This window comes from Pseudomonas sp. NFACC10-1, from assembly GCF_900119195.1.
GTDB classification, from domain to species: Bacteria; Pseudomonadota; Gammaproteobacteria; order Pseudomonadales; family Pseudomonadaceae; genus Aquipseudomonas; species Aquipseudomonas cerasi.
Genome location: NZ_FPJB01000002.1, coordinates 61,334 through 81,234, shown reverse-complemented (window position 1 = coordinate 81,234; position 19,901 = coordinate 61,334). Strand labels below are relative to the sequence as shown.

Sequence of the window (19,901 nt, the reverse complement as noted above, 5' to 3'; positions counted from 1 at the left end):
TATCGGAATGATATCTCGCTTAAAGGTCGTTTGTCGGGCGCATGCAGGGAGGTTATTACTGGCGCCGCGTGACGCGCTTTTCAGAATCTGACGATGGCTGCAGCAGGTCCCGTTTAATCCGCTAGCCTCAAATGGTGCGTCTCGTAGCGTTCGCGCACCGGGCGTGTGCAATTCGGTGACGTGTGCTGTTACAGGTGGGTTGCCCATCACGGCATGTGCTGGTTGCTACTCGAGTACGCTTGGGTTGCTCTTTTTTCGTCCGGGGTTGCACCTTGCGTGCTCGAAGCAACCAGAGTGCCCCTGTTGCGCGGCGTTGCATGATGGATCGACACGAAGAACACGACATCTCCCTCAACTAAAAAGCGATGGCACGCGCCTTGCTCTGAGCAACTCTGTATCTGTTTGATCATGAAAGTGCCAACTAAAAAAATATCCTCAGGAGCACCACTTATGTCGCATACGTTTTACAGGAAAGGTTTTCTGGCAATCGCAGTGGCTACTGCATTGGGCGTGTCTTCGTTTGCACAGGCGGACGTGAAAATCGGCGTAGCGGGCCCAATGACCGGCGCGAACGCGTCGTTTGGTCAGCAGTACATGAAGGGCGCGCAGGCAGCAGCCGACGCGATCAATGCGGCAGGTGGTGTCAACGGGGAGAAAATAGTACTGGTCGCGGGCGATGACGCCTGTGAGCCCAAGCAGGCCGTGGCGGTTGCCAACCGTCTGGTGGATCAGGAAAAAGTGATTGGTGTCGTCGGTCACTTCTGCTCGTCGTCGACCATCCCTGCTTCGGAGATCTACGGCGACGCTGGCATTATTGCCATTACGCCAGGCTCGACCAACCCGGCCGTGACCGAACGTGGCCTGAAAGAGATGTTCCGCATGTGCGGCCGTGACGACCAGCAGGGTGTCGTTGCGGGTGACTACATCGTCGACGTGCTCAAAGGCAAGAAAGTCGCCGTTATCAACGACAAGGACACTTACGGTAAGGGCCTCGCTGACGCAACGGCCAAGCAACTGACCGCGCGGGGCGTCAAGCCGATCCTCGAAGAGGGTCTGACCCGTGGCGAAAAAGATTTCAGTGCGCTGGTCACGAAGATTCGTTCGGTAGGCGCTGACGTCGTGTACTTCGGTGGTCTGCACCCGGAAGCCGGTCCGCTGGTTCGTCAGATGCGCGAGCAGGGCCTCAAGGACGTCAAGTTCATGTCCGATGATGGCGTCGTGACCGACGAGCTGGTCACCACTGCAGGTGGTGCACAGTACGTCGATGGCGTGTACATGACCTTCGGCGCTGATCCGCGCGCATTGCCGGACAGCAAGGCTGTCGTGGACCAGTTCCGCAAGGCCGGTTACGAGCCTGAAGGCTACACCCTCTACGCGTACGCTTCGGTACAGGCCCTGGCGGCCGGTTTCAATGGTGCCAAGTCCAACAAGGGTGACGCAGCCGCCACGTGGCTCAAGGCCAACCCGGTCAAGACCGTCATGGGCGAGAAAGCCTGGGATGCCAAGGGTGACCTGAAAGTCTCCGACTACGTGGTTTACCAGTGGGACGCCGCCGGCAAGTACAAGCAACTCGAAAAACAGAAGTGAGATAGACCTCGCGTCGGCCCTGCGCGTCAGGCGCTGATCCGATGATGGGCTCGCCCAGGAGCGAGCCTGCATCTCTTTTATCGTTTTCGGACCTGTCGGTCATGCCTCACGAGGGCGTGACTGACAGGGTGCTGAGCTGCCTTTTTGTGTGAGCGTGCGTGATGGATGGAATCTTCCTGCAACAAATGGTCAACGGACTCACCCTCGGGTCTGTCTATGGCCTCATCGCCATCGGCTATACGATGGTCTACGGCATCATCGGCATGATTAACTTCGCCCATGGCGACGTGTACATGATTTCCGCCTACCTGGCCGCCATCGGCCTCGCGGTTCTGTCTTTCTTCGGACTGGAATCCTTTCCGTTCCTGATTCTCGGTACGCTGATCTTCACCATCGTGGTGACCGGTGTTTACGGCTTCGTCATCGAGCGCGTGGCGTACAAGCCACTGCGCAACTCGACCCGTCTGGCGCCGCTGATCAGCGCTATCGGTATTTCCCTGATCCTGCAGAACTACGCACAGATCAGCCAGGGTGCGCGCCAGCAAGGCGTACCTACACTGCTCGAAGGTGCGTGGCGCTTTGAAGTCGGCAGCGGCTTCGTGCAGATCACCTACACCAAGATCTTCATCCTCATTGCCGCCTTCGTCGGCATGGGCGTGCTGACCTACATCATCAAGTACACCAAGCTGGGCCGCATGTGCCGGGCCACCCAGCAAGACCGCAAGATGGCCTCGATTCTCGGCATCAACACCGACCGGGTCATTTCCTATGTGTTCATCATCGGCGCGGCCATGGCGGCGTTGGCCGGTGTGCTGATCACCATGAATTACGGCACGTTCGACTTCTATGCCGGCTTCATCATCGGCATCAAGGCGTTTACTGCCGCCGTGCTGGGCGGGATCGGCTCGTTGCCGGGTGCCATGCTGGGCGGTTTGATCCTGGGGGTTGCCGAGTCGCAGTTCTCCGGTCTGATCAACTCCGATTACAAAGACGTGTTCAGTTTCGGCCTGCTGGTGCTGATCCTGATTTTCCGTCCCCAAGGCCTGCTGGGTCGCCCACTCGTGGCGAAGGTATAAGTATGTCCGTTCCTGTTGCTGTTCCTGTTTCCAAACCTGTCGACATCAAGAAGAGTCTGATCGATGCCGTGGTTGCCGGGTTGCTGGCGCTGATTGTGTTCGGCCCCATCGTCGGGATCGTGCTCGATGGCTACAGCTTCAACCTGCAACCGACCCGCGTGGCCTGGCTGGTGGGCGTGGTCATGATCGGTCGCTTCCTGATCAGTCTGTTTCTGCAGACGCCCAGCGGCCTGCGTGTTTCCCAGAGCTTCGAAAGCTCCGACTCCGGCGTGCATGTGCTCAAACCGGATCATCGATCGCGCCTGTACTGGATCATTCCGCTGCTGATCGTGATTGCCATCGTGTTCCCGATTTTCGCCAACAAGTACATTCTGACCGTGGTCATCCTCGGTCTGATCTACGTGCTGCTGGGCCTGGGGCTGAACATTGTGGTCGGCCTGGCGGGGCTGCTCGATCTTGGCTACGTGGCGTTTTATGCCATCGGTGCCTATGGTCTGGCGCTGGGCTATCAGTATCTGGGGCTGGGCTTCTGGTCGGCGTTACCGCTGGCGGCGATTGCGGCGGCGCTGGCCGGATGCATTCTTGGTTTCCCGGTGCTGCGCATGCATGGTGACTATCTGGCCATCGTGACCCTCGGGTTCGGCGAGATCATTCGTCTGGTGCTGAACAACTGGCTGTCGTTCACCGGCGGCCCGAACGGTGTGCCGGTGCCCGCGCCCACTTTCCTGGGGTTGGAATTCGGCCGACGCGCCAAGGATGGCGGGGTGCCGATCCATGAATATTTCGGCTTCGATTACAACCCTGACCTGAAATTCATCTTCATCTACGCCGTGCTGTTTCTGGTCGTACTGGCGGTGCTGTTCATCAAGCATCGCCTGACCCGCATGCCGATAGGGCGTGCCTGGGAAGCCTTGCGCGAGGACGAGATCGCCTGTCGTTCGATGGGCCTCAATCACGTGCTGGTCAAGCTGTCGGCGTTCACGATTGGCGCATCGACCGCAGGCCTTGCCGGGGTGTTTTTTGCCAGCTATCAGGGCTTCGTCAACCCAACCTCATTCACCTTTTTCGAATCGGCGCTGATTCTGGCGATTGTGGTGCTGGGCGGCATGGGCTCGACCGTCGGTGTGGTGATCGCCGCGTTTGTGCTGACCGTTGCGCCTGAGCTGCTGCGCAGCTTCTCCGAGTACCGCGTGCTGCTGTTCGGGATTCTGATGGTGCTGATGATGATCTGGCGACCACGCGGCCTGATTCGCATCAGCCGCACCGGGGTGAAACCGCGCAAGGGCGCGCTGGTGACTGAGGGGGCTGCGCGATGAGCACTGAAGTGATTCTCTCCGTAGAGCACCTGATGATGCACTTTGGCGGCATCAAGGCCCTCAGCGACGTCAGCCTCAAGGTCCGTCGCAATTCGATTTTCGCCCTGATCGGCCCCAACGGTGCGGGCAAGACTACGGTCTTCAACTGCCTGACCGGTTTCTACAAGGCCACTGGCGGACGCATCGAACTACACACTCGTGGCAAGACCACCAATGTGATCAAGCTATTGGGCGAGCCGTTCCAGGCGACCGACTTCGTGTCGCCGAAAAGCTTCCTCAGCCGGGTGTACTACAAGATGTTCGGCGGCACCCATCTGGTCAACAGGGCAGGGCTGGCGCGCACGTTTCAGAACATTCGCCTGTTCAAGGAAATGTCGGTGGTCGAAAACCTGCTGGTCGCCCAGCACATGTGGGTCAACCGCAGCCTGATCAGCGGGATCCTGAATACCAGGGGCTATCGCAAGGCCGAAGAGGACGCGCTGAATACCGCGTTCTACTGGCTGGAGGTTGTCGACTTGGTGGACTGCGCCAATCGTCTGGCTGGCGAGTTGTCCTACGGGCAGCAACGCCGTCTGGAGATTGCACGAGCCATGTGCACGCGGCCGCAGGTGATCTGCCTGGATGAGCCGGCTGCCGGCCTCAACCCGCAGGAAACCGCGGCGCTCAGCGGCATGATCCGTCTGCTGCGTGACGAGCACGACATGACCATCGTGCTGATCGAGCATGATATGGGCATGGTCATGGGGATTTCCGACGATATTGTGGTGCTCGACCATGGCAACGTGATTGCGATGGGGGGGCCGGAACAGATCCGTAACGATCCGAAGGTGATCGCCGCGTATCTGGGCGCTGATGAAGAGGAGCTGGTATGAGCAAGCCGATCCTCGAACTGAAAGAGATCGATGTGTTTTACGGGCCGATTCAGGCCCTGAAGAAAGTCTCGCTGCACATCAATGAGGGCGAAACGGTGAGCCTGATCGGCTCCAACGGCGCGGGCAAGTCCACGCTGCTGATGTCGATCTTCGGTCAGCCGCGCGCGGCCAGTGGGCAGATCATCTATCAGGGCACCGATATCACCCAGAAGTCCTCGCATTACATCGCCTCCAACGGTATTGCGCAGTCACCGGAGGGGCGGCGGGTCTTTCCCGACATGTCGGTCGAGGAAAACCTGATGATGGGCACCATTCCGATTGGCGACAAGCATTCGGCCGAAGACATGCAGCGCATGTTCGAGCTGTTCCCCAGGCTCAAGGAGCGCCGCAATCAGCGAGCCATGACCATGTCCGGAGGCGAGCAGCAAATGCTCGCCATCGCCCGCGCGCTGATGAGTCGTCCGAAACTGCTGCTGCTCGATGAGCCAAGCCTGGGGCTGGCCCCGATCATCGTCAAACAGATCTTCTCGACCCTGCGTGAACTGGCAGCCACAGGCATGACGATATTCCTGGTCGAGCAGAACGCCAACCATGCGCTCAAGCTGTCCGACCGGGCTTACGTCATGGTCAATGGCGAGATTCGCCTGTCCGGCACCGGGCAGGAATTGCTGGTAAATGAAGAGGTAAGGAACGCTTATCTGGGCGGGCATTGAGTTCGTCAAAACCCTGCCGTTTTCTTCGCGCGCCCCGGATGCTCAAACATCCGGGGCGCGGTCGTATGCAATTGTGGAAAACAATTTTGGCGCGTCTGATAAGTGCGACATAAAACCGCTGCAAATGGTTGTTTTGTCACCGTTTTGACTTGTTCAGGTTTACTGTGGAACCGGCTGTTAATAACTTGGGAGTATTTGCCTGCAGCCCTTTATGCATAAGGCCTGTAGAAGAGTGGTTAAATTTCGCACAGTGGTTTTCAACCGGCCTGATGGGGCGTTTGTCAACAGCATGGGGGCTGGTCGTTCATACAGGTTTTTCAGGTGAAAAGCCTGTGGATAAGTCTGTTAACAAGCCTTGGAAAGACTGCCCCGGACGTTATAGGGTCTGGGCTACAGGCCATCACCGTTTTCTGACGCTTTCCGGCCTCTTGCCAGTGTCGGGCAAAGTCAAGGAAAAAACTTCGCCTGATACGCTGCAGGCCCCGAAACACGTGATGTCCAGCGCCACTGACTTGCCCCCAGAGATTGTGGGTCTGACTGTGGATAAGGTGGGCAAAAGTACCTGCGAGGCCCGTGGCGCAAGGCTTGCTCCGGGTTGGTTGTTTTTTGTACAAATGCACTCGGTTGTTGCATCGATGTCCCGCTGACGGGCATTCTGCTGCCCTTGCCAGAAACTTATTAACAGGCAGCGCTGTTTTTGCGCCATGTCAGGAGAATGAAATGACTTCCACTGTATTCATCACGGGCGCCACTTCCGGTTTTGGCGAGGCGTGTGCCCGCCGTTTCGCCGAGGCGGGCTGGTCGCTGGTGCTGACCGGTCGACGCAAGGACCGTCTGGATGCCTTGAGCGCCGAGCTGTCGAAGCAGACCAAGGTGCATACGCTGGTGCTGGATGTGCGTGACCGCAAGGCGATGGAGAGCGCCATCGCAGATTTGCCTGAAGAGTTCGGCACCATTCGCGGGCTGATCAATAATGCCGGTCTGGCGCTGGGAATCGATCCTGCACCCAAGTGCGATCTGGATGACTGGGACACCATGATCGACACCAACGTCAAAGGTCTGGTCTACACCACGCGTCTGCTGCTGCCACGCCTGATCGCGCATGGTCGCGGCGCGAGCATCGTCAACCTGGGTTCGGTCGCCGGTAACTACCCTTATCCGGGTGGCAACGTCTACGGTGGCACCAAGGCCTTTGTCGGGCAGTTCTCGCTGAACCTGCGCAACGATCTGATCGGCACGGGCGTGAGAGTCACCAACCTTGAGCCAGGGCTGTGCGAGAGCGAGTTTTCGCTGGTACGTTTCGGCGGTGATCAGGCCAAGTACGATGCGACCTACGCAGGTGCCGAGCCGATTCAGCCTCAGGACATCGCCGACACCATCTTCTGGATCATGAACACGCCAGCGCACGTCAACATCAACAGCCTGGAACTGATGCCAGTCAGCCAGACCTGGGCCGGCTTTGCGATTGATCGCAACCGCGGTTGAGTGATGTGCTGATCGGGCCGCGCAGATGCGGTCCGATCAGCTGGGTCTGATCAGCTATCTGCCGGCGTTGGCGGCGGGAATGCGCTGACGAAGCGATTTTCGACGAAATCTGCCAGGCCGATGTAGCAGGTGGCCAAGTGGTAGGGCGTCGTCGACGGCATATCGCTGCGGCTGACCCTGCCATCGGGCTCGACGCACTCGTTCCAGCCCCTGGCATGCAGAAAGCGCTGCTCGAAGGCCGACAGCTGCCGGGTCAAGGCCGCTTCGCAGTCCGGGCGCAGGGCCATCGCCCGCAGGTATTCCGCCTGGGCCCAGATACGCTGGGTGGCATCGCGCACTGTACCATCCAGCGCCAGCATCGCCGTCACAGCCCCGCTGTGAGGATCGACACCTTGCGCCTGAGCGTAGACGAACGCGCGGGTCATGGATTCATGCAGCTCGCGCCCGTGCAGTTCCGGGGACGATTGCAGCAGGAAGAACCATTCGAACTGATGACCTGGCTCGTACCAGTTATCCACAGCGCCCAGAGGCTTCTCCAGCATCACGCCGGTTGCCGTATCGACGAAACGGCGTTGCATGTGGATAACCAGCGCGTCCAGTGCAGCCTGTGTGGCAGGGTCGGCACGCACCGACAGGGTGGCCAGAAAGGCCTCTGCCAGGTGCATCAAGGGGTTTTGCAACGGTCCGGTGCCCAGTATCGACCAGTCTTCATCGAGCTGCGCCTCGTACAGCCCGTCGTTGTCGGCAAAGCGTTCGGCCACAACGTTGAGCGCTGCATTGAGCACCGACTCTGCCAGCGGGTCCTGAGCTTTCGCCCAGTAGTGTGCACAGGCAAAAATAATGAAGGCGTGGGTGTAGAGGTCCTTGCGGCGATCCAGCGGCTTGCCCTGTGGATCGATGCTGTAGAACCAGCCGCCATGCTCGGCATCGTGGAAGTGCTGTTGCAGGGAGCGGAACAATTCACCGGCCCGCGCCCGTGCATCCGGCACTTGTGCGTGATCGATGAGGCTGGAAAACAGAAACAGCTGACGCGCACAGGCCATGGCGCGATAGCGTTGCGGCGGCAGCGGTTGATCTCCGGCGTCGAGTGCTTCGTAAGGCAATGCCAATTGTGCGTTCCAGCCAGGACCCTGCCACAGCGGAACGACGACCTGCATGAAGTGCTGCTGCAAGGCGGCGAACAACGAGGTCAATTCAGGCGTGGAGGCGGAGCGGGTCACATGAGGCATCGGCTGGCATCGCGGCAGTGTCGAAGTGCGCAGCATGTTATCAGGATTGCTGCACGAGGGCGGGTGATGATCGTTCCTCACGCCAGGCGCGTGAGGAACCTCTGGCAGTCAGCCAATCAGCGCCAGTCGCTCATTGATCGCGGCTTCGATCCCTTGGGCATCCAGGCCGCACTCGGTGAGCATCTGCGCAGGCTTGGCATGCTCGACGTAGACATCCGGCAGACCCAGGTGCAATACCGACTTGAGGATATTGGCGCGCGCCAGGAACTCGCTGACCGCAGCACCTGCACCGCCCATGACGGCGTTTTCTTCCAGTGTGACCAGCAACTCGTGGTTGGCGGCAGCTTCGCTGACCAAGGCTTCGTCCAGTGGCTTGACGAAACGCATGTCGATCACCGTTGCATCGAGCTTCTCGGCCACCACCAGCGCCTCGGCCAGTTGCACGCCGAACGCCAGTATCGCAACGCCCTGGCCCTGACGCCGCACAACGCCCTTGCCGATCTCGACCGGGTCAAGACTGTCCTCGATAACCGCGTTAGGGCCGGTGCCGCGTGGGTAGCGTACTGCCGCGGGGCCGGTATGCAGGTAACCGGTGCTGAGCAGCTTGCGCAGTTCGTTTTCATCGCTCGGCGTCATCACCAGCATGCCGGGGATGCAGCGCAGGTACGAGAGGTCGAAGCTGCCTGCGTGAGTCGGGCCGTCTTCACCCACCAGCCCGGCGCGGTCGATGGCGAAAAGCACGTCGAGGTTCTGTACTGCGACGTCGTGGATCAGCTGATCGTAACCACGCTGCAGGAAGGTCGAATAGATCGCCACCACCGGCTTGCTGCCTTCGCACGCCATACCGGCCGCCAGGGTCACTGCGTGTTGCTCGGCAATGGCCACGTCGAAGTAGCGCTCGGGAAAGCGTTCGCTGAACGCAACGAGGTCCGAACCTTCCTTCATCGCCGGTGTGATGCCGACCAGCCGCGAATCAGCGTCGGCCATGTCACAGATCCACTGGCCGAACACACCGGAGTATTTCGGTGCGCTGATCTTTTTCTGCGCGGCAGGCGCATTCAGCGGCTCTAGCTTGGTAATGGCGTGATAGCCGATCGGATCGACTTCGGCCGGCGCAAACCCCTTGCCCTTCTTGGTCACCACATGCAGAAACTGCGGGCCTTTCAGGTCACGCATATTGCGCAGGGTGGCGATCAGGGTCGGCAGGTCGTGGCCGTCGATAGGACCGATGTAATTCCAGCCCAGCTCTTCGAAGAGCGTACCCGGGACCAGCATGCCTTTGGCGTACTCTTCGGTGCGCCGCGCGATTTCCCAGGCACCGGGCAGGCGCGAAAGCACCTTTTTGCTGCCTTCACGCATGCTGCTGTAGGTGCGGCTGGAAAGAATCTTGGCCAGATAATTCGACAGTCCGCCGACATTGCGCGAGATCGACATGTCGTTGTCGTTGAGGATCACCAACATGTCGGCGGCCACTTCCGGCGCGTGGTTCAGCGCTTCGAAGGCCATGCCGGCAGTCAGCGCACCGTCGCCGATCACGGCAATCGATTTGCGCTCGCTGCCCTGCAGGCGCGAGGCAATCGCCATGCCCAGCGCGGCGCTGATCGAGGTGCTGGAGTGCCCGACACCAAAGGTGTCGTACTCGCTTTCGCTGCGACGCGGAAAGGCCGCAACCCCGTCCTTCTGGCGCAGCGTGGACATGCGCGCGCGACGGCCGGTGAGGATCTTGTGCGGATAGGCTTGATGACCCACGTCCCACACCAGACGATCGTCCGGGGTGTCGAAAACGTAATGCAGCGCGATGGTCAGCTCGATGACCCCGAGGCCGGCACCAAAATGCCCTCCGGTCTGGCCAACGGAATACAGCAATTCCAGGCGCAGTTCATCAGCCAGGGTTTCCAGCTCGGCTTCGCCCAGACGGCGCAGGCCGTGCGGGGTGTCGGCTCGGTCGAGCAACGGCGTGACCGGGCGCTCGCGTGGGATCTCTTTGAACGTCGTGGGCATCAGGCGAATCGTTATAAGTAAAAGAGGCGGCAGTTTACCTTATGCATCGCACGCTGCCCATGAAGTGAGTCGGCGGATGACCTGCCGACTGACATGTGTACTCACTGAGACCACCGTGACGCGTGGTTGATTCAGCGGATTTTCCGGTTCGGGTGACAGTGATCAGTGGCGACGTTCGACGATGTAGCGTGCCAGCTGGCGCAACGGCTCTGCGGCGGCATCGAACGGGCTCAGTGCCTGCAGCGCCTGATCACGCAGTTCCAGTGCGTAGTGTTTGGCCGCTTCCAGGCCCAGCAGCGCCGGGTAGGTCGGCTTGTCGCGGGCGATGTCGGCGCCCTGGCGCTTGCCGAGGGTCGCGGTATCGCTTTCGACATCGAGAATGTCGTCCTGAACCTGAAAAGCCAGGCCGATTGCACGCGCGTAGACCTGTAGGGCATCGAGGCGGGGCTGATCGGCGTGACCGCTGGCCAGTGCGCCAAGGCGGACGCTGGCTTCGATCAATGCACCGGTCTTGTGGCGATGCATGTATTCCAGCGCCGCCTGATCGAGCTTCAGCCCCACTGAACCCAGATCGATAGCCTGGCCACCCACCATGCCCGCCGGTCCGGCCGCCGTCGCGAGGGCAGTGACCATCTGCAGACGCGTCTCGGCATCGCGTGACGTCAGGTGAGGGGCGAGCAGGGCGGTGAAGGCCAGGCTTTGCAGGCCGTCACCGGCGAGGATCGCGCAGGCTTCATCGAAGGCCTTGTGTGTGGTTGGCTGGCCGCGACGCAAGTCATCGTCGTCCATTGCCGGCAAATCGTCATGGACCAGCGAGTAGGCATGAATCAGCTCAACGGCACAGGCGGCGCCGTTGGCATCCTCGGCTACACCGCCCAGTGCTTCGCAGGCGGCATACGCGAGCAGCGGGCGTACGCGCTTGCCGCCGTTCATCACGCTGTAGCGCATGGCTTCGTAGAGGCGTTCGAGCTCAGGGCCCGGGGCCTTGAACAGCCCGTCGAGTGCTGCGTTGACGCGAGTCTGGCTTTGCGCTTGATAGCTCGCGATCATTCGGGGAGTTCCGCATCGTCGAACGGCTCTTCGCTGAGCTCGCCATCGCGTTCCAGCAATACCTGAACCTTCTGCTCGGCGTGGGTGAGGGCGCTCTGGCAGTCGCGGGTCAGGCGTACACCTTGCTCGAAGGCGGTCAGGGAGTCTTCCAGCGACAACTCGCCATTCTCCAGCCGCTCTACCAGCGCTTGCAGGTCAGCGAGTGACTGTTCGAAATCCAGTGCAGCTTTCTTGCGGGCCATGAGGGCATTTCCGGTAGAGGTTAAACCGCGCGACACTAGCAGAGCGTTGGCGTCTGGGCAAATTGCGGCGACGGACCTGCGCTCTTCAAGCCGCTGCAGGGGTCAACCTGCCGCGAATCCGTTCTGCAGATCCGCGATCAGGTCTTCCGGGCTTTCCAGGCCGACCTGCAGCCGCAGCATCGGGCCGCTACCGCGCTCGGGACCGTGTTGTTCGACTTCCGTGATCAGGCTTTCAAAACCACCCCAGGAGTAGCCGACGCCGAACAGTTTCAACGCGCCGGTAAAGCGATCCAGCACCTGCCGGTCAACGGTGTTGAATTCAAAACTGAGCAAGCCGTTGCAGCCATGGAAGTCACGCTTCCAGATCGCGTGGCCCGGATCGTCCGGCAACGCGGGATACAGCACGCGGGCAACCTGGGGCTGAGTCTGCAGCCATTGTGCGATCTGCAGCGCGTGACGCTCATGCATGGCCATGCGCGCCGCCAGACTGCGGGCGCCACGCAGCACCAGATAGGCATCGTCGGGGCTGACGGTGTTGCCCACGGCGGTGTTCATGGTTTTCAGGGTATGCCAGTGCGCTTCGGTGGTGCTGACGCTGCCCATCATCACGTCGGAGTGGCCGGCCACGTACTTGGTCAGGGCCATCAGCGAAATGTCCGCGCCCAGTTCCAGCGGCTTGTACAGCACCCCCGAGCCCCAGGAGTTATCCACAGCCAGCAGCAGATTCCTTGCTTTGCACAGCTGTGACAGGGATGGCAGGTCACACATGTCGAATGTCAGCGAGCCGGGCACCTCGGCATAGATCATCCGGGTGTTGGCCTTGATCAGCGATTCCACGTTACTGCCGTCGGCCGCGTAGAAATCGAACGGGATGTCGAAGGCGGTCAGCATGGTTTTCGCCAGCCGCCGAACAGGACCATAGACCGATTCGGTGATCAGGACATGATCGCCAGGGCGTAGAAACGATTGAAACATCTGCGCCACTGCGGCCAGCCCGGTCGGGTACAGGCAGGTGCCGTGTGCACCTTCGAGCTCGGAGATCAGGTCCTGCAAGGCAAACGCAGTCGGGTTGCCGTTGGCGCCGTAAGTCAGCGAGCGCTCCGGTCCTGCGGTGCGAATTTCCGCCTGCCGCAAGCTTTCCAGACTGTCGAACAGCACCGTACTGAGGCGCACGACGGGTGGGTTGACCGCAACCCCCGGCCCGCTGGCAGCACTGCGACCGCGTTGCGACAGGGCGGTGTGGGCACGAGGGTCTTTGTCTTGCGGCATTGGAGGCTCCGGGTGAAAAAGGCTTGCAGGCTGCGGCTCAGGTACCCGCAAGCGTAATGCATCGTGCGCCTGGCAGGTATCACTGATCGTTCAACACAGCACTCGCGTAGAACTCATGCAGTTTCGCTTGCAGTAACTGTCTGTCCGGCAGGCGGGTCTGGTACTCGGCAATCAACGCGGGTGAAAGCGAGCGGTTCAGAGCGTACTCGACGACTTCGTCGTTTTTGCTGGCGCAGAGTAAGACGCCAATGGCCGGGTTTTCATGGGGTTTGCGTTCGTTGCGGTCCAGCGCTTCCAGGTAGAAGTCCAGTTTGCCGAGGTATTCGGGCTCAAAGCGGCCGACCTTGAGCTCAATGGCAACGAGGCAATTGAGGCCTCGATGGAAAAACAGCAGATCCAGAGCAAAGTCCTGGCCGCCGACCTGCAACGCGTACTCGGAGCCGACAAAACAGAAATCGCGGCCTAGCTCGATCAGAAAGTCCCTCAGGCGTTTCAACAAACCGCCATGCAGGTCCGCTTCGGCGTGCCCCGGTGGCAGCTCCAGAAACTCCACCATGTAGGCATCACGGAATATATCCAGTGCGGCCGGCCGGGTTTCCTTGAGCATCGCCGAGGCTTTGGCTGGCTGGGTGACAGTGCGCTCGAATAGAGCGTTCTTGAATTGGCGCTCAAGTTCGCGTTTTGACCACCTTTCCTGAGTTGCCATTTTCAGGTAGAACTCGCGTTCTTCAGGACGCTTGCTCTGGCTGAAAATGATCAGGTTATGTGACCAGGATAATCGTCGCGCCAGTGGCGCGACTTTCTCTTCTGCACGGTAAATCTCATAGAATTGGCGCATGCGAAAAAGGTTGCTGCGTGTGAAACCACGCAGTCCTGGCTGGGTGGTGGCCAGATGCTCGGCAAGCTGGGTGACCACCGCGTCACCCCATTCAGCGTTTTCAAGCTTGCGACTGATGTAAGCGCCGACTTGCCAGTAAAGCTCGATCAATTGCGTGTTCACCGCCTGTGCGGCCTGCTGTCGAGCGCTCCGGATCATGGCGAGCACTTCATCAAAGCGATCATGTACAGGCGTATGCGGTGTGTTGGGAGTACTCATACTGAAAGTACTCCACTGCGTAGCAACCTGATGGGCGATTGCGAGCGAAAGTCTGGAAGAACGGTTGTTCGGCTCATAAAGGCGCGTCCTTGGGCGGTGGTTAAGGTCGGCTACTTTACGTGCAGATCAGGACGTTCTGTTCCAGAGTTTCCTGTGGGTTTGTAGCATCAGGTTTCTGTCCGCGAAGGACTTGACGTGTGCCTTATTTATCCAGATCGGATGCCTGATGCCGCTCCGGAACCTGATCGGCTTCTTCGCCCCAGGTGCGATTGACCTTCTGGCCTTTGATAACGGCCGGGCGTGCGGCGATCTCTTCCGTCCAGCGAATCAGGTTCGGGTATTCGTGTACCGAGAGGAATTCGGCAGCCGAATACACTTTGTTCCGCACCAGCGCGCCATACCATGGCCAGACCGCGATATCGGCAATCGTGTAGGTATCGCCAGCCAGGTAGCGGTGCTCGCCCAGGCGGCGGTTGAGCACATCGAGTTGGCGCTTGGCCTCCATCGCGAAGCGGTTGATGGGGTATTCGAGTTTCTCGGGCGCGTAGGCATAGAAATGCCCGAAACCGCCACCCAGATAAGGCGCGGCGCCCATCTGCCAGAACAGCCAGTTCAGCGTTTCGGTACGGCCTGCCGGGTCGGCCGGCAGGAAGCTGGAAAACTTCTCAGCCAGGTACAGCAGGATAGAGCCGGACTCGAATACCCGAACAGGTGTTTCATGGCTTCGGTCCAGCAATGCCGGGATCTTGGAATTGGGATTGATCTCGACAAAGCCGCTGGAGAACTGATCGCCCTCGGAGATGCGGATCAGCCAAGCATCGTATTCCGCGCCGCTGTGCCCGAGCGCCAGCAGCTCTTCGAGCATGATCGTGACCTTTACACCGTTGGGTGTGGCCAGTGAATAAAGCTGCAGCGGGTGTTTGCCGACCGGCAGCTCCTTGTCGTGCGTGGGGCCGGCGACGGGCCGGTTGATGCTGGCGAACGTGCCGCCCGCTTTTGTTTCCTGGTGCCAGACCTTCGGCGGAGTGTAGGGCGTTTGGGTCATGAGAAGCCTCGCTTGTTCAAGGGTGATCGCTGGACCGGTCGTGTTGCAAAGGACCATTGACGTTATAGATCAACGCGGGTGCAGGGAAGTGCCTTGCGATCGTGAACGAGTGTAGCGAGGGGCTCAGTTCGCTGCCGTTGGTAGCTTGTGGAATATTCCCACAGGAACTAAGGCGGCGTCCTATAGCTGTAGCTGGGTAAAAGAAGAGAACATGTGTTCGCAGCGTGAGGCCATAAGGTTATCCATTTATGATCTTGGTTGTCAAAGTCGCTCTCTCTGATTTACCTATTAATAGCTGGATACCGTATGCCGTCTTTCTGCAGTCCGGGCGTGATGAAGTGGCGTGACCTGATCATCAATCTTGTTTCCAAGGAAATAAAAATCCGTTACATGGGTGCAACGTTGGGTTTTGTCTGGTCGTTGGGTAACCCATTGGTTGTCACGCTCACGTATTACACGGTGTTCACTTATATTCTGCCCAGTAGTCAGGACCGCTTTGCGCTGCACCTGGTGACAGGGGTTGTCCATTGGATGCTTCTGGCACAAATTGTTTCGCAAAGCGGGGAGTGGCTGATCAATAATGGCAACCTCATTCGAAAGTTGCGCTTTCCTCGTCTTTTACTGCCTGTTTCCGGTGCGCTGGCCATCGTCGTTTTCTGGGCTGGCTGCATGGTTGTGTACGCATCGCTATTCGCCATGCTGGGCGGTGTCTTTTCGCGTGCACTGTTGTTTTATCCGATTGTGCTGATCGCATTCATGGCATTGATCATGGGCGTTGGTCTGGCACTCAGCGTCATCCAGGTCACCGTACGGGATGCAAAGCACTTCACCGATGTGTTTCTACCCTTGTTGTTCTGGCTTACACCCATCGTATGGGTGACCTCATCGCTGCCCGACGGTGTCGCCCGCATTGCGGCCTATAACCCGGTAGGCCTGTACTTCAACAGTTTTACCAGCATTCTGCATGCCGGAATCGTTCCCGAGCCCCGTGATTTGCTGCTGTGCGTGTTCATGGGCGCTGCGTCGCTGCTGGTGGGCCTGTTGATGTTCAGGAAGGTGGACCGCGTGGTGGAATATCTATGAGTCGCGTCGTCATCAAGGCAGAAAACCTCACCAAACAGTTTGTTCTGCGCCATAACAGAGGCGGTTTGAAGAAGAAGTTTCTGGGGCTGTTTGACACTCGATATCGTGAGCGTGCCGAAACATTCACGGCAGTCAGTGATGTCTCGTTCACCTTGCACAAAGGTGAGTCGCTTGCACTGGTGGGGCATAACGGTTCAGGTAAAAGTACCTTGTTGCAACTGGTCTCACGCATTCTTGTGCCCACCAGTGGGCGGCTGACCAGTGTGGGGCGAGTAGCACCGCTAATCGAAATAGGAGTGGGTTTTCACCCTGAACTGACCGGCGAGGAAAATATCTACCTCAATGCCAGTCTGTTTGGATTGAGTAACAAGGAAGTGCGTTCGCGCTTCAACGAGATTGTCGATTTTTCCGGGTTGGGAAACTTCATCGATACGCCGGTAAAGAACTATTCGTCAGGCATGTACATGAGGCTGGGTTTTTCAGTCGCCGTTCATGTAGAGCCTCAGATATTACTGGCTGACGAAGTTCTTGCGGTAGGGGACGAAGAGTTCAAGCGCAAATGCCACGAACGAATTCGAATGATGCAGGATGACGGGATGGCCTTGATCCTTGTTACCCACGCAGTAGAAGAAGGTAAAGAGTTTTGCCAGCGTTACTTGACGCTTGAGCGCGGCCGGATGACCGAGCAGGGTTACTACTGATTCATTGTTTCGTGATGCCATGCTTCCAGTCAACTTGGCCATCACTCAATTCACAAAGGTATTTCCATGTTGCAAATTATCGTTCCGATGGCCGGGGCCGGGAGTCGCTTTGCGGTTGCGGGCTACACCGACCCCAAACCGTTGATCCCTGTACATGGTGTACCGATGATCAAGGTCGTGATCGACAACCTGACGCCGAAGTGCCCGCACAGATTCATCTTTATCTGTCAGTCGGAACAGGTCGCACGTTACGGGCTGAGGGAAAGACTGAATGCCTGGGCGCCCGGCTGCGAGATCGTCGAGCTCGGCGGCCTGACCGGGGGCGCTGCGTGCTCGGTGTATGCAGCGCGGCACCTGCTCGACGACAGCCAGCAAGTGATGATTGCCAACAGCGACCAGTACGTCGATGTGGATATAAACGCCTATCTGCAGGCAATGAGCGAGAGCGATGCAGAGGGTTTGATCATGACCATGAAAGCCAACGATCCGAAATGGTCTTTCGTTGGCTTCAGTGCAGCAGGCCTGATCGACCGTGTGGTGGAAAAGGAGGTTATCTCTGACGAGGCCACTGTCGGCATCTATAACTTTCGCCGCGCAGGTCAACTGATATCGGCCATTGAGGCGATGGTCGCGAAAGATCTTCGCGTCAACGGCGAGTTCTATGTCGCACCGGTTTACAACGAGCTCATCGGGCAGGGCGCCAGGGTCATTCATTACAGCATTGGTGCAGAAGGTCATGGCATGTATGGCCTGGGCATCCCGGCAGACCTCAACCAGTTCCTGTCGTTGCCGCTGAGCAGGCAGGCAGCCTCGGGAAAAGAGGCCTGACATGCAGATCATCAGCCATCGCGGCTATTGGCTGCAAAGGCCGCAGCGCAATCTGCCCGAAGCCTTTCATCGATCATTCGACCTTGGCTTCGGCACCGAAACCGATGTCCGTGATGTGGCTGGCCAGTTGGTCATCTCCCACGACATGCCTGCAGGCGGCGAGCTGACGCTGGACGGCCTGCTCGACATCATGGCGGGCCGCAACCTGCCTCTGGCCATCAACGTCAAGGCGGATGGCCTGGCACAGGCTCTCGCTGCAACCTTCGCCCGTTACGGCCATACCAACTGGTTCGCCTTCGATATGGCGGTGCCGGACATGCGGAGTTACCTCAACGCCAACCTCACCACTTACACCCGTCTCAGCGATGTAGAGCCGTCGCCAGCCTGGCTCAAACAGGCTGCAGGCGTCTGGCTTGACGGTTTTGAGGGTGAGTGGTTTTCCAACCAGATCATTGGCGATCTTCTTTCCCTGGGCAAGCAGGTTTGTGTGGTGTCACCCGAATTGCACGGGCGTGGTCATGGCGCCCTGTGGCAGCAATTGCTCGAGTTCAGGTCGCAGGACCGTTTGATGCTGTGTACTGATCTTCCCGCAGACGCAGCCACTTTCTTCACGTGAGGCAATCATGATCAAGGCAGTGATTTTCGATATGGACGGTGTTCTTATCGACGCCAAGGAATGGCATTACAACGCACTCAACAGAGCGCTCAGCCTGTTCGGTTACAACATCAGTCGCCACGAACACCTCACCGCCTACGACGGTCTGCCCACCTCGCGCAAACTCGACATGCTGAGTGTCGAACGCGACCTGCCGGTTGCGTTGCACGCCTTCATCAACGAGATGAAGCAGCAGTACACCATGGAGATTGTTTACGCCCAGTGCAAACCGACCTTTGTGCATCAGTACGCGTTGTCATCACTGAAAACGCTGGGTTACAAGCTGGCAGTGGCGTCCAACTCCATTCGCAACACCGTGGAGGTCATGATGAACAGGGCGGATCTAGACCGATACCTCGATCTGCGGCTCTCCAACGAAGACGTCAAGCATGCCAAACCAGCGCCGGATATCTACACCAAGGCCATCAGCCAACTGGGTCTTCAGCCTGAAGAATGCCTCATCGTCGAGGACAACGAGAATGGCATCAAGGCCGCCAGAGACTCAGGCGCACATGTTCTGGTCGTGGCTGAAACCTGCGATGTAAACCTCAATAACATTCTTGGCAAAGTTGAACAGATCAACTTCGACAAGGCGGCAGTCCTGTGAGCGCGTTGAATATCATTCTTCTGACCGGCAGGCAGACAGAGGCGCCGCATGATGAGGGCGAGTACCCGCACTACCTGTGCGAACACAAAGGCAAGCCGCTGATTCATACGCTGATAGACAACTGCGCAGTACTTCAGCCGCGCAGGATGATCTGCACATTCTCGAACAACGATATCGCCCGGCTGCACCTTCGCAACATGGTCCCGCAAATGCACCCGTCGGCCAGTGTTCTACCGGTCCACAACATCACCCGTGGTGCGGCTTGCACAGCGCTTCTGGCGACCGAAGAAATCGACAACGATGACGAACTGCTGATTCTCAGCGTCAGCGACTTTCTGGATATCCAGCTGCTGGATGCAGTGCGTGCGTTTCGGCAACGTCATGAGGATGCCGGAGTGGTCATCTTCAATTCTCTGCACCCTCGTTATTCATTCGCGCGCCTGGACAGCGACTGCCGGGTTATCGAAGCAGCCGAAAAGAACCCGATCAGCTCAAACGCCATTGCCGGTGTGTACTGGTTCAAGTCCGGCTCGCTATTCGTATCGGCGGCCAAGGAGATGATTCGCAAGGACGCCAGGGTCAACGACAACTTCTACATAGCCCCCGCTCTCAATGAGCTGGTGCTGTTGCAGAAGAAGATCGGCGCCTACCGGATCGAACCCAATCAGTACCGGCCACTGAAAACCGACAGTCAGCTCCACGCTTTCGAAGCAGGAGAGATACGATGAAAACGGCAAGACTGGAAGACATGGTCAAAGGCTGGTTCGTGGGTGGATTCGAACCTGCAGTTTTCAGTACCGAGTCCTGTGAGGTCGGGGTCAAGACCTACAAGGCAGGTGAAAAGGAAGTGGCTCATTACCACAAGGTCGCCACCGAGATAACCGTACTCATTGCCGGGTCGGTCAACATGCGCGATCAGGTCTGGCATGCCGGCGACATCATCGTTCTGGAACCGGGCGATATCACGGCGTTCGAAGCGCTCACCGATGCGACCACCGTTGTCGTGAAGGTGCCGGGTGCGCTTGCTGACAAGTACGTCGTCTGAC

21 protein-coding genes are annotated in these 19,901 nt (G+C 58.7%); 14 read left to right on the top strand and 7 right to left on the bottom strand.

The window, feature by feature from the left end; genetic code table 11:
* Positions 1-450: 450 nt before the first annotated feature.
* The 7 genes from BT119_RS05045 to BT119_RS05015 all read left to right on the top strand — a co-directional run bounded on the left by BT119_RS05045 (position 451) and on the right by BT119_RS05015 (position 7,049).
* Positions 451-1,587 carry a branched-chain amino acid ABC transporter substrate-binding protein gene (locus BT119_RS05045; RefSeq protein WP_003431923.1) on the top strand — a complete coding sequence of 379 codons (1,137 nt, stop codon included), beginning with the start codon at positions 451-453 and terminating at the stop codon, positions 1,585-1,587.
* Between the two features lie 161 nt (positions 1,588-1,748).
* Positions 1,749-2,663, top strand: coding sequence for an ABC transporter permease subunit (locus tag BT119_RS05040; RefSeq protein WP_003366358.1), 915 nt, complete (start codon positions 1,749-1,751; stop codon positions 2,661-2,663).
* A 2-nt stretch (positions 2,664-2,665) separates the two neighbouring features.
* Positions 2,666-3,979, top strand: a complete 1,314-nt coding sequence (livM, locus tag BT119_RS05035) for a high-affinity branched-chain amino acid ABC transporter permease LivM (RefSeq protein ID WP_003366361.1) — start codon at positions 2,666-2,668, stop codon at positions 3,977-3,979.
* A complete protein-coding gene (locus tag BT119_RS05030) occupies positions 3,976-4,851 on the top strand; it encodes an ABC transporter ATP-binding protein (RefSeq protein WP_003366362.1) in 876 nt (291 codons plus the stop codon). The genes livM and BT119_RS05030 overlap by 4 nt, the downstream gene beginning before the upstream one ends.
* On the top strand, positions 4,848-5,564 hold the full coding sequence (locus BT119_RS05025; RefSeq protein WP_004407872.1) for an ABC transporter ATP-binding protein: 717 nt from the start codon (positions 4,848-4,850) through the stop codon (positions 5,562-5,564). Before BT119_RS05030 ends, BT119_RS05025 begins: the two co-directional genes overlap by 4 nt.
* 164 nt (positions 5,565-5,728) lie before the next feature.
* Positions 5,729-6,211 carry a hypothetical protein gene (locus tag BT119_RS05020; RefSeq protein ID WP_239986607.1) on the top strand — a complete coding sequence of 161 codons (483 nt, stop codon included), beginning with the start codon at positions 5,729-5,731 and terminating at the stop codon, positions 6,209-6,211.
* A gap of 73 nt (positions 6,212-6,284) precedes the next feature.
* Positions 6,285-7,049: an SDR family oxidoreductase gene (locus tag BT119_RS05015; protein WP_003431917.1), complete on the top strand. Its 765-nt coding sequence runs from the start codon at positions 6,285-6,287 to the stop codon at positions 7,047-7,049.
* 50 nt (positions 7,050-7,099) lie between these two features.
* Here the strand turns inward: BT119_RS05015 and BT119_RS05010 are convergent, their stop codons facing one another.
* The 7 genes from BT119_RS05010 to yghU form a co-directional block, all read right to left on the bottom strand.
* Positions 7,100-8,314, bottom strand: coding sequence for an AGE family epimerase/isomerase (locus BT119_RS05010; RefSeq protein ID WP_003366369.1), 1,215 nt, complete (start codon positions 8,312-8,314; stop codon positions 7,100-7,102).
* Positions 8,315-8,386: 72 nt separating this feature from the next.
* On the bottom strand, positions 8,387-10,279 hold the full coding sequence (gene dxs / locus BT119_RS05005) for a 1-deoxy-D-xylulose-5-phosphate synthase (RefSeq protein WP_058397715.1): 1,893 nt from the start codon (positions 10,277-10,279) through the stop codon (positions 8,387-8,389).
* A 162-nt stretch (positions 10,280-10,441) separates the two neighbouring features.
* The gene (locus BT119_RS05000; RefSeq protein WP_010407759.1) at positions 10,442-11,329 is read right to left on the bottom strand and encodes a polyprenyl synthetase family protein; all 888 of its coding nucleotides are present in this window, start codon (positions 11,327-11,329) and stop codon (positions 10,442-10,444) included.
* Entirely contained in the window at positions 11,326-11,571 is a 246-nt protein-coding gene (locus BT119_RS04995) for an exodeoxyribonuclease VII small subunit (protein WP_054986038.1), read from the bottom strand. Before BT119_RS04995 ends, BT119_RS05000 begins: the two co-directional genes overlap by 4 nt.
* Positions 11,572-11,673: 102 nt before the next feature.
* Complete coding sequence (gene metC, locus BT119_RS04990) at positions 11,674-12,840, bottom strand: cystathionine beta-lyase (RefSeq protein ID WP_072364979.1); 1,167 nt, start codon at positions 12,838-12,840, stop codon at positions 11,674-11,676.
* Between the two features lie 79 nt (positions 12,841-12,919).
* The gene (locus BT119_RS04985; protein ID WP_058397713.1) at positions 12,920-13,936 is read right to left on the bottom strand and encodes a PDDEXK nuclease domain-containing protein; all 1,017 of its coding nucleotides are present in this window, start codon (positions 13,934-13,936) and stop codon (positions 12,920-12,922) included.
* 202 nt (positions 13,937-14,138) lie between these two features.
* Positions 14,139-14,981: a glutathione-dependent disulfide-bond oxidoreductase gene (gene yghU / locus BT119_RS04980; protein WP_044309280.1), complete on the bottom strand. Its 843-nt coding sequence runs from the start codon at positions 14,979-14,981 to the stop codon at positions 14,139-14,141.
* A gap of 306 nt (positions 14,982-15,287) precedes the next feature.
* On the opposite strand from yghU, the gene BT119_RS04975 reads away from it, so the two are divergent.
* The 7 genes from BT119_RS04975 (at position 15,288) to BT119_RS04945 (ending at position 19,900) form a co-directional block, all read left to right on the top strand.
* Positions 15,288-16,064, top strand: coding sequence for an ABC transporter permease (locus BT119_RS04975; RefSeq protein ID WP_058397711.1), 777 nt, complete (start codon positions 15,288-15,290; stop codon positions 16,062-16,064).
* Positions 16,061-16,765 carry an ABC transporter ATP-binding protein gene (locus BT119_RS04970; protein ID WP_060708617.1) on the top strand — a complete coding sequence of 235 codons (705 nt, stop codon included), beginning with the start codon at positions 16,061-16,063 and terminating at the stop codon, positions 16,763-16,765. The genes BT119_RS04975 and BT119_RS04970 overlap by 4 nt, the downstream gene beginning before the upstream one ends.
* Before the next feature lie 66 nt (positions 16,766-16,831).
* Positions 16,832-17,593, top strand: a complete 762-nt coding sequence (locus tag BT119_RS04965) for a glycosyltransferase family 2 protein (RefSeq protein ID WP_003431902.1) — start codon at positions 16,832-16,834, stop codon at positions 17,591-17,593.
* A 1-nt stretch (position 17,594) separates the two neighbouring features.
* On the top strand, positions 17,595-18,209 hold the full coding sequence (locus tag BT119_RS04960; protein ID WP_003431900.1) for a PI-PLC domain-containing protein: 615 nt from the start codon (positions 17,595-17,597) through the stop codon (positions 18,207-18,209).
* A 7-nt stretch (positions 18,210-18,216) separates the two neighbouring features.
* Positions 18,217-18,855, top strand: a complete 639-nt coding sequence (locus BT119_RS04955) for an HAD family hydrolase (RefSeq protein ID WP_003366391.1) — start codon at positions 18,217-18,219, stop codon at positions 18,853-18,855.
* Positions 18,852-19,583: a glycosyltransferase family 2 protein gene (locus BT119_RS04950; protein ID WP_161437904.1), complete on the top strand. Its 732-nt coding sequence runs from the start codon at positions 18,852-18,854 to the stop codon at positions 19,581-19,583. The genes BT119_RS04955 and BT119_RS04950 overlap by 4 nt, the downstream gene beginning before the upstream one ends.
* Positions 19,580-19,900, top strand: a complete 321-nt coding sequence (locus tag BT119_RS04945; protein ID WP_003431896.1) for a hypothetical protein — start codon at positions 19,580-19,582, stop codon at positions 19,898-19,900. The genes BT119_RS04950 and BT119_RS04945 overlap by 4 nt, the downstream gene beginning before the upstream one ends.
* Position 19,901 lies beyond the last annotated feature (1 nt).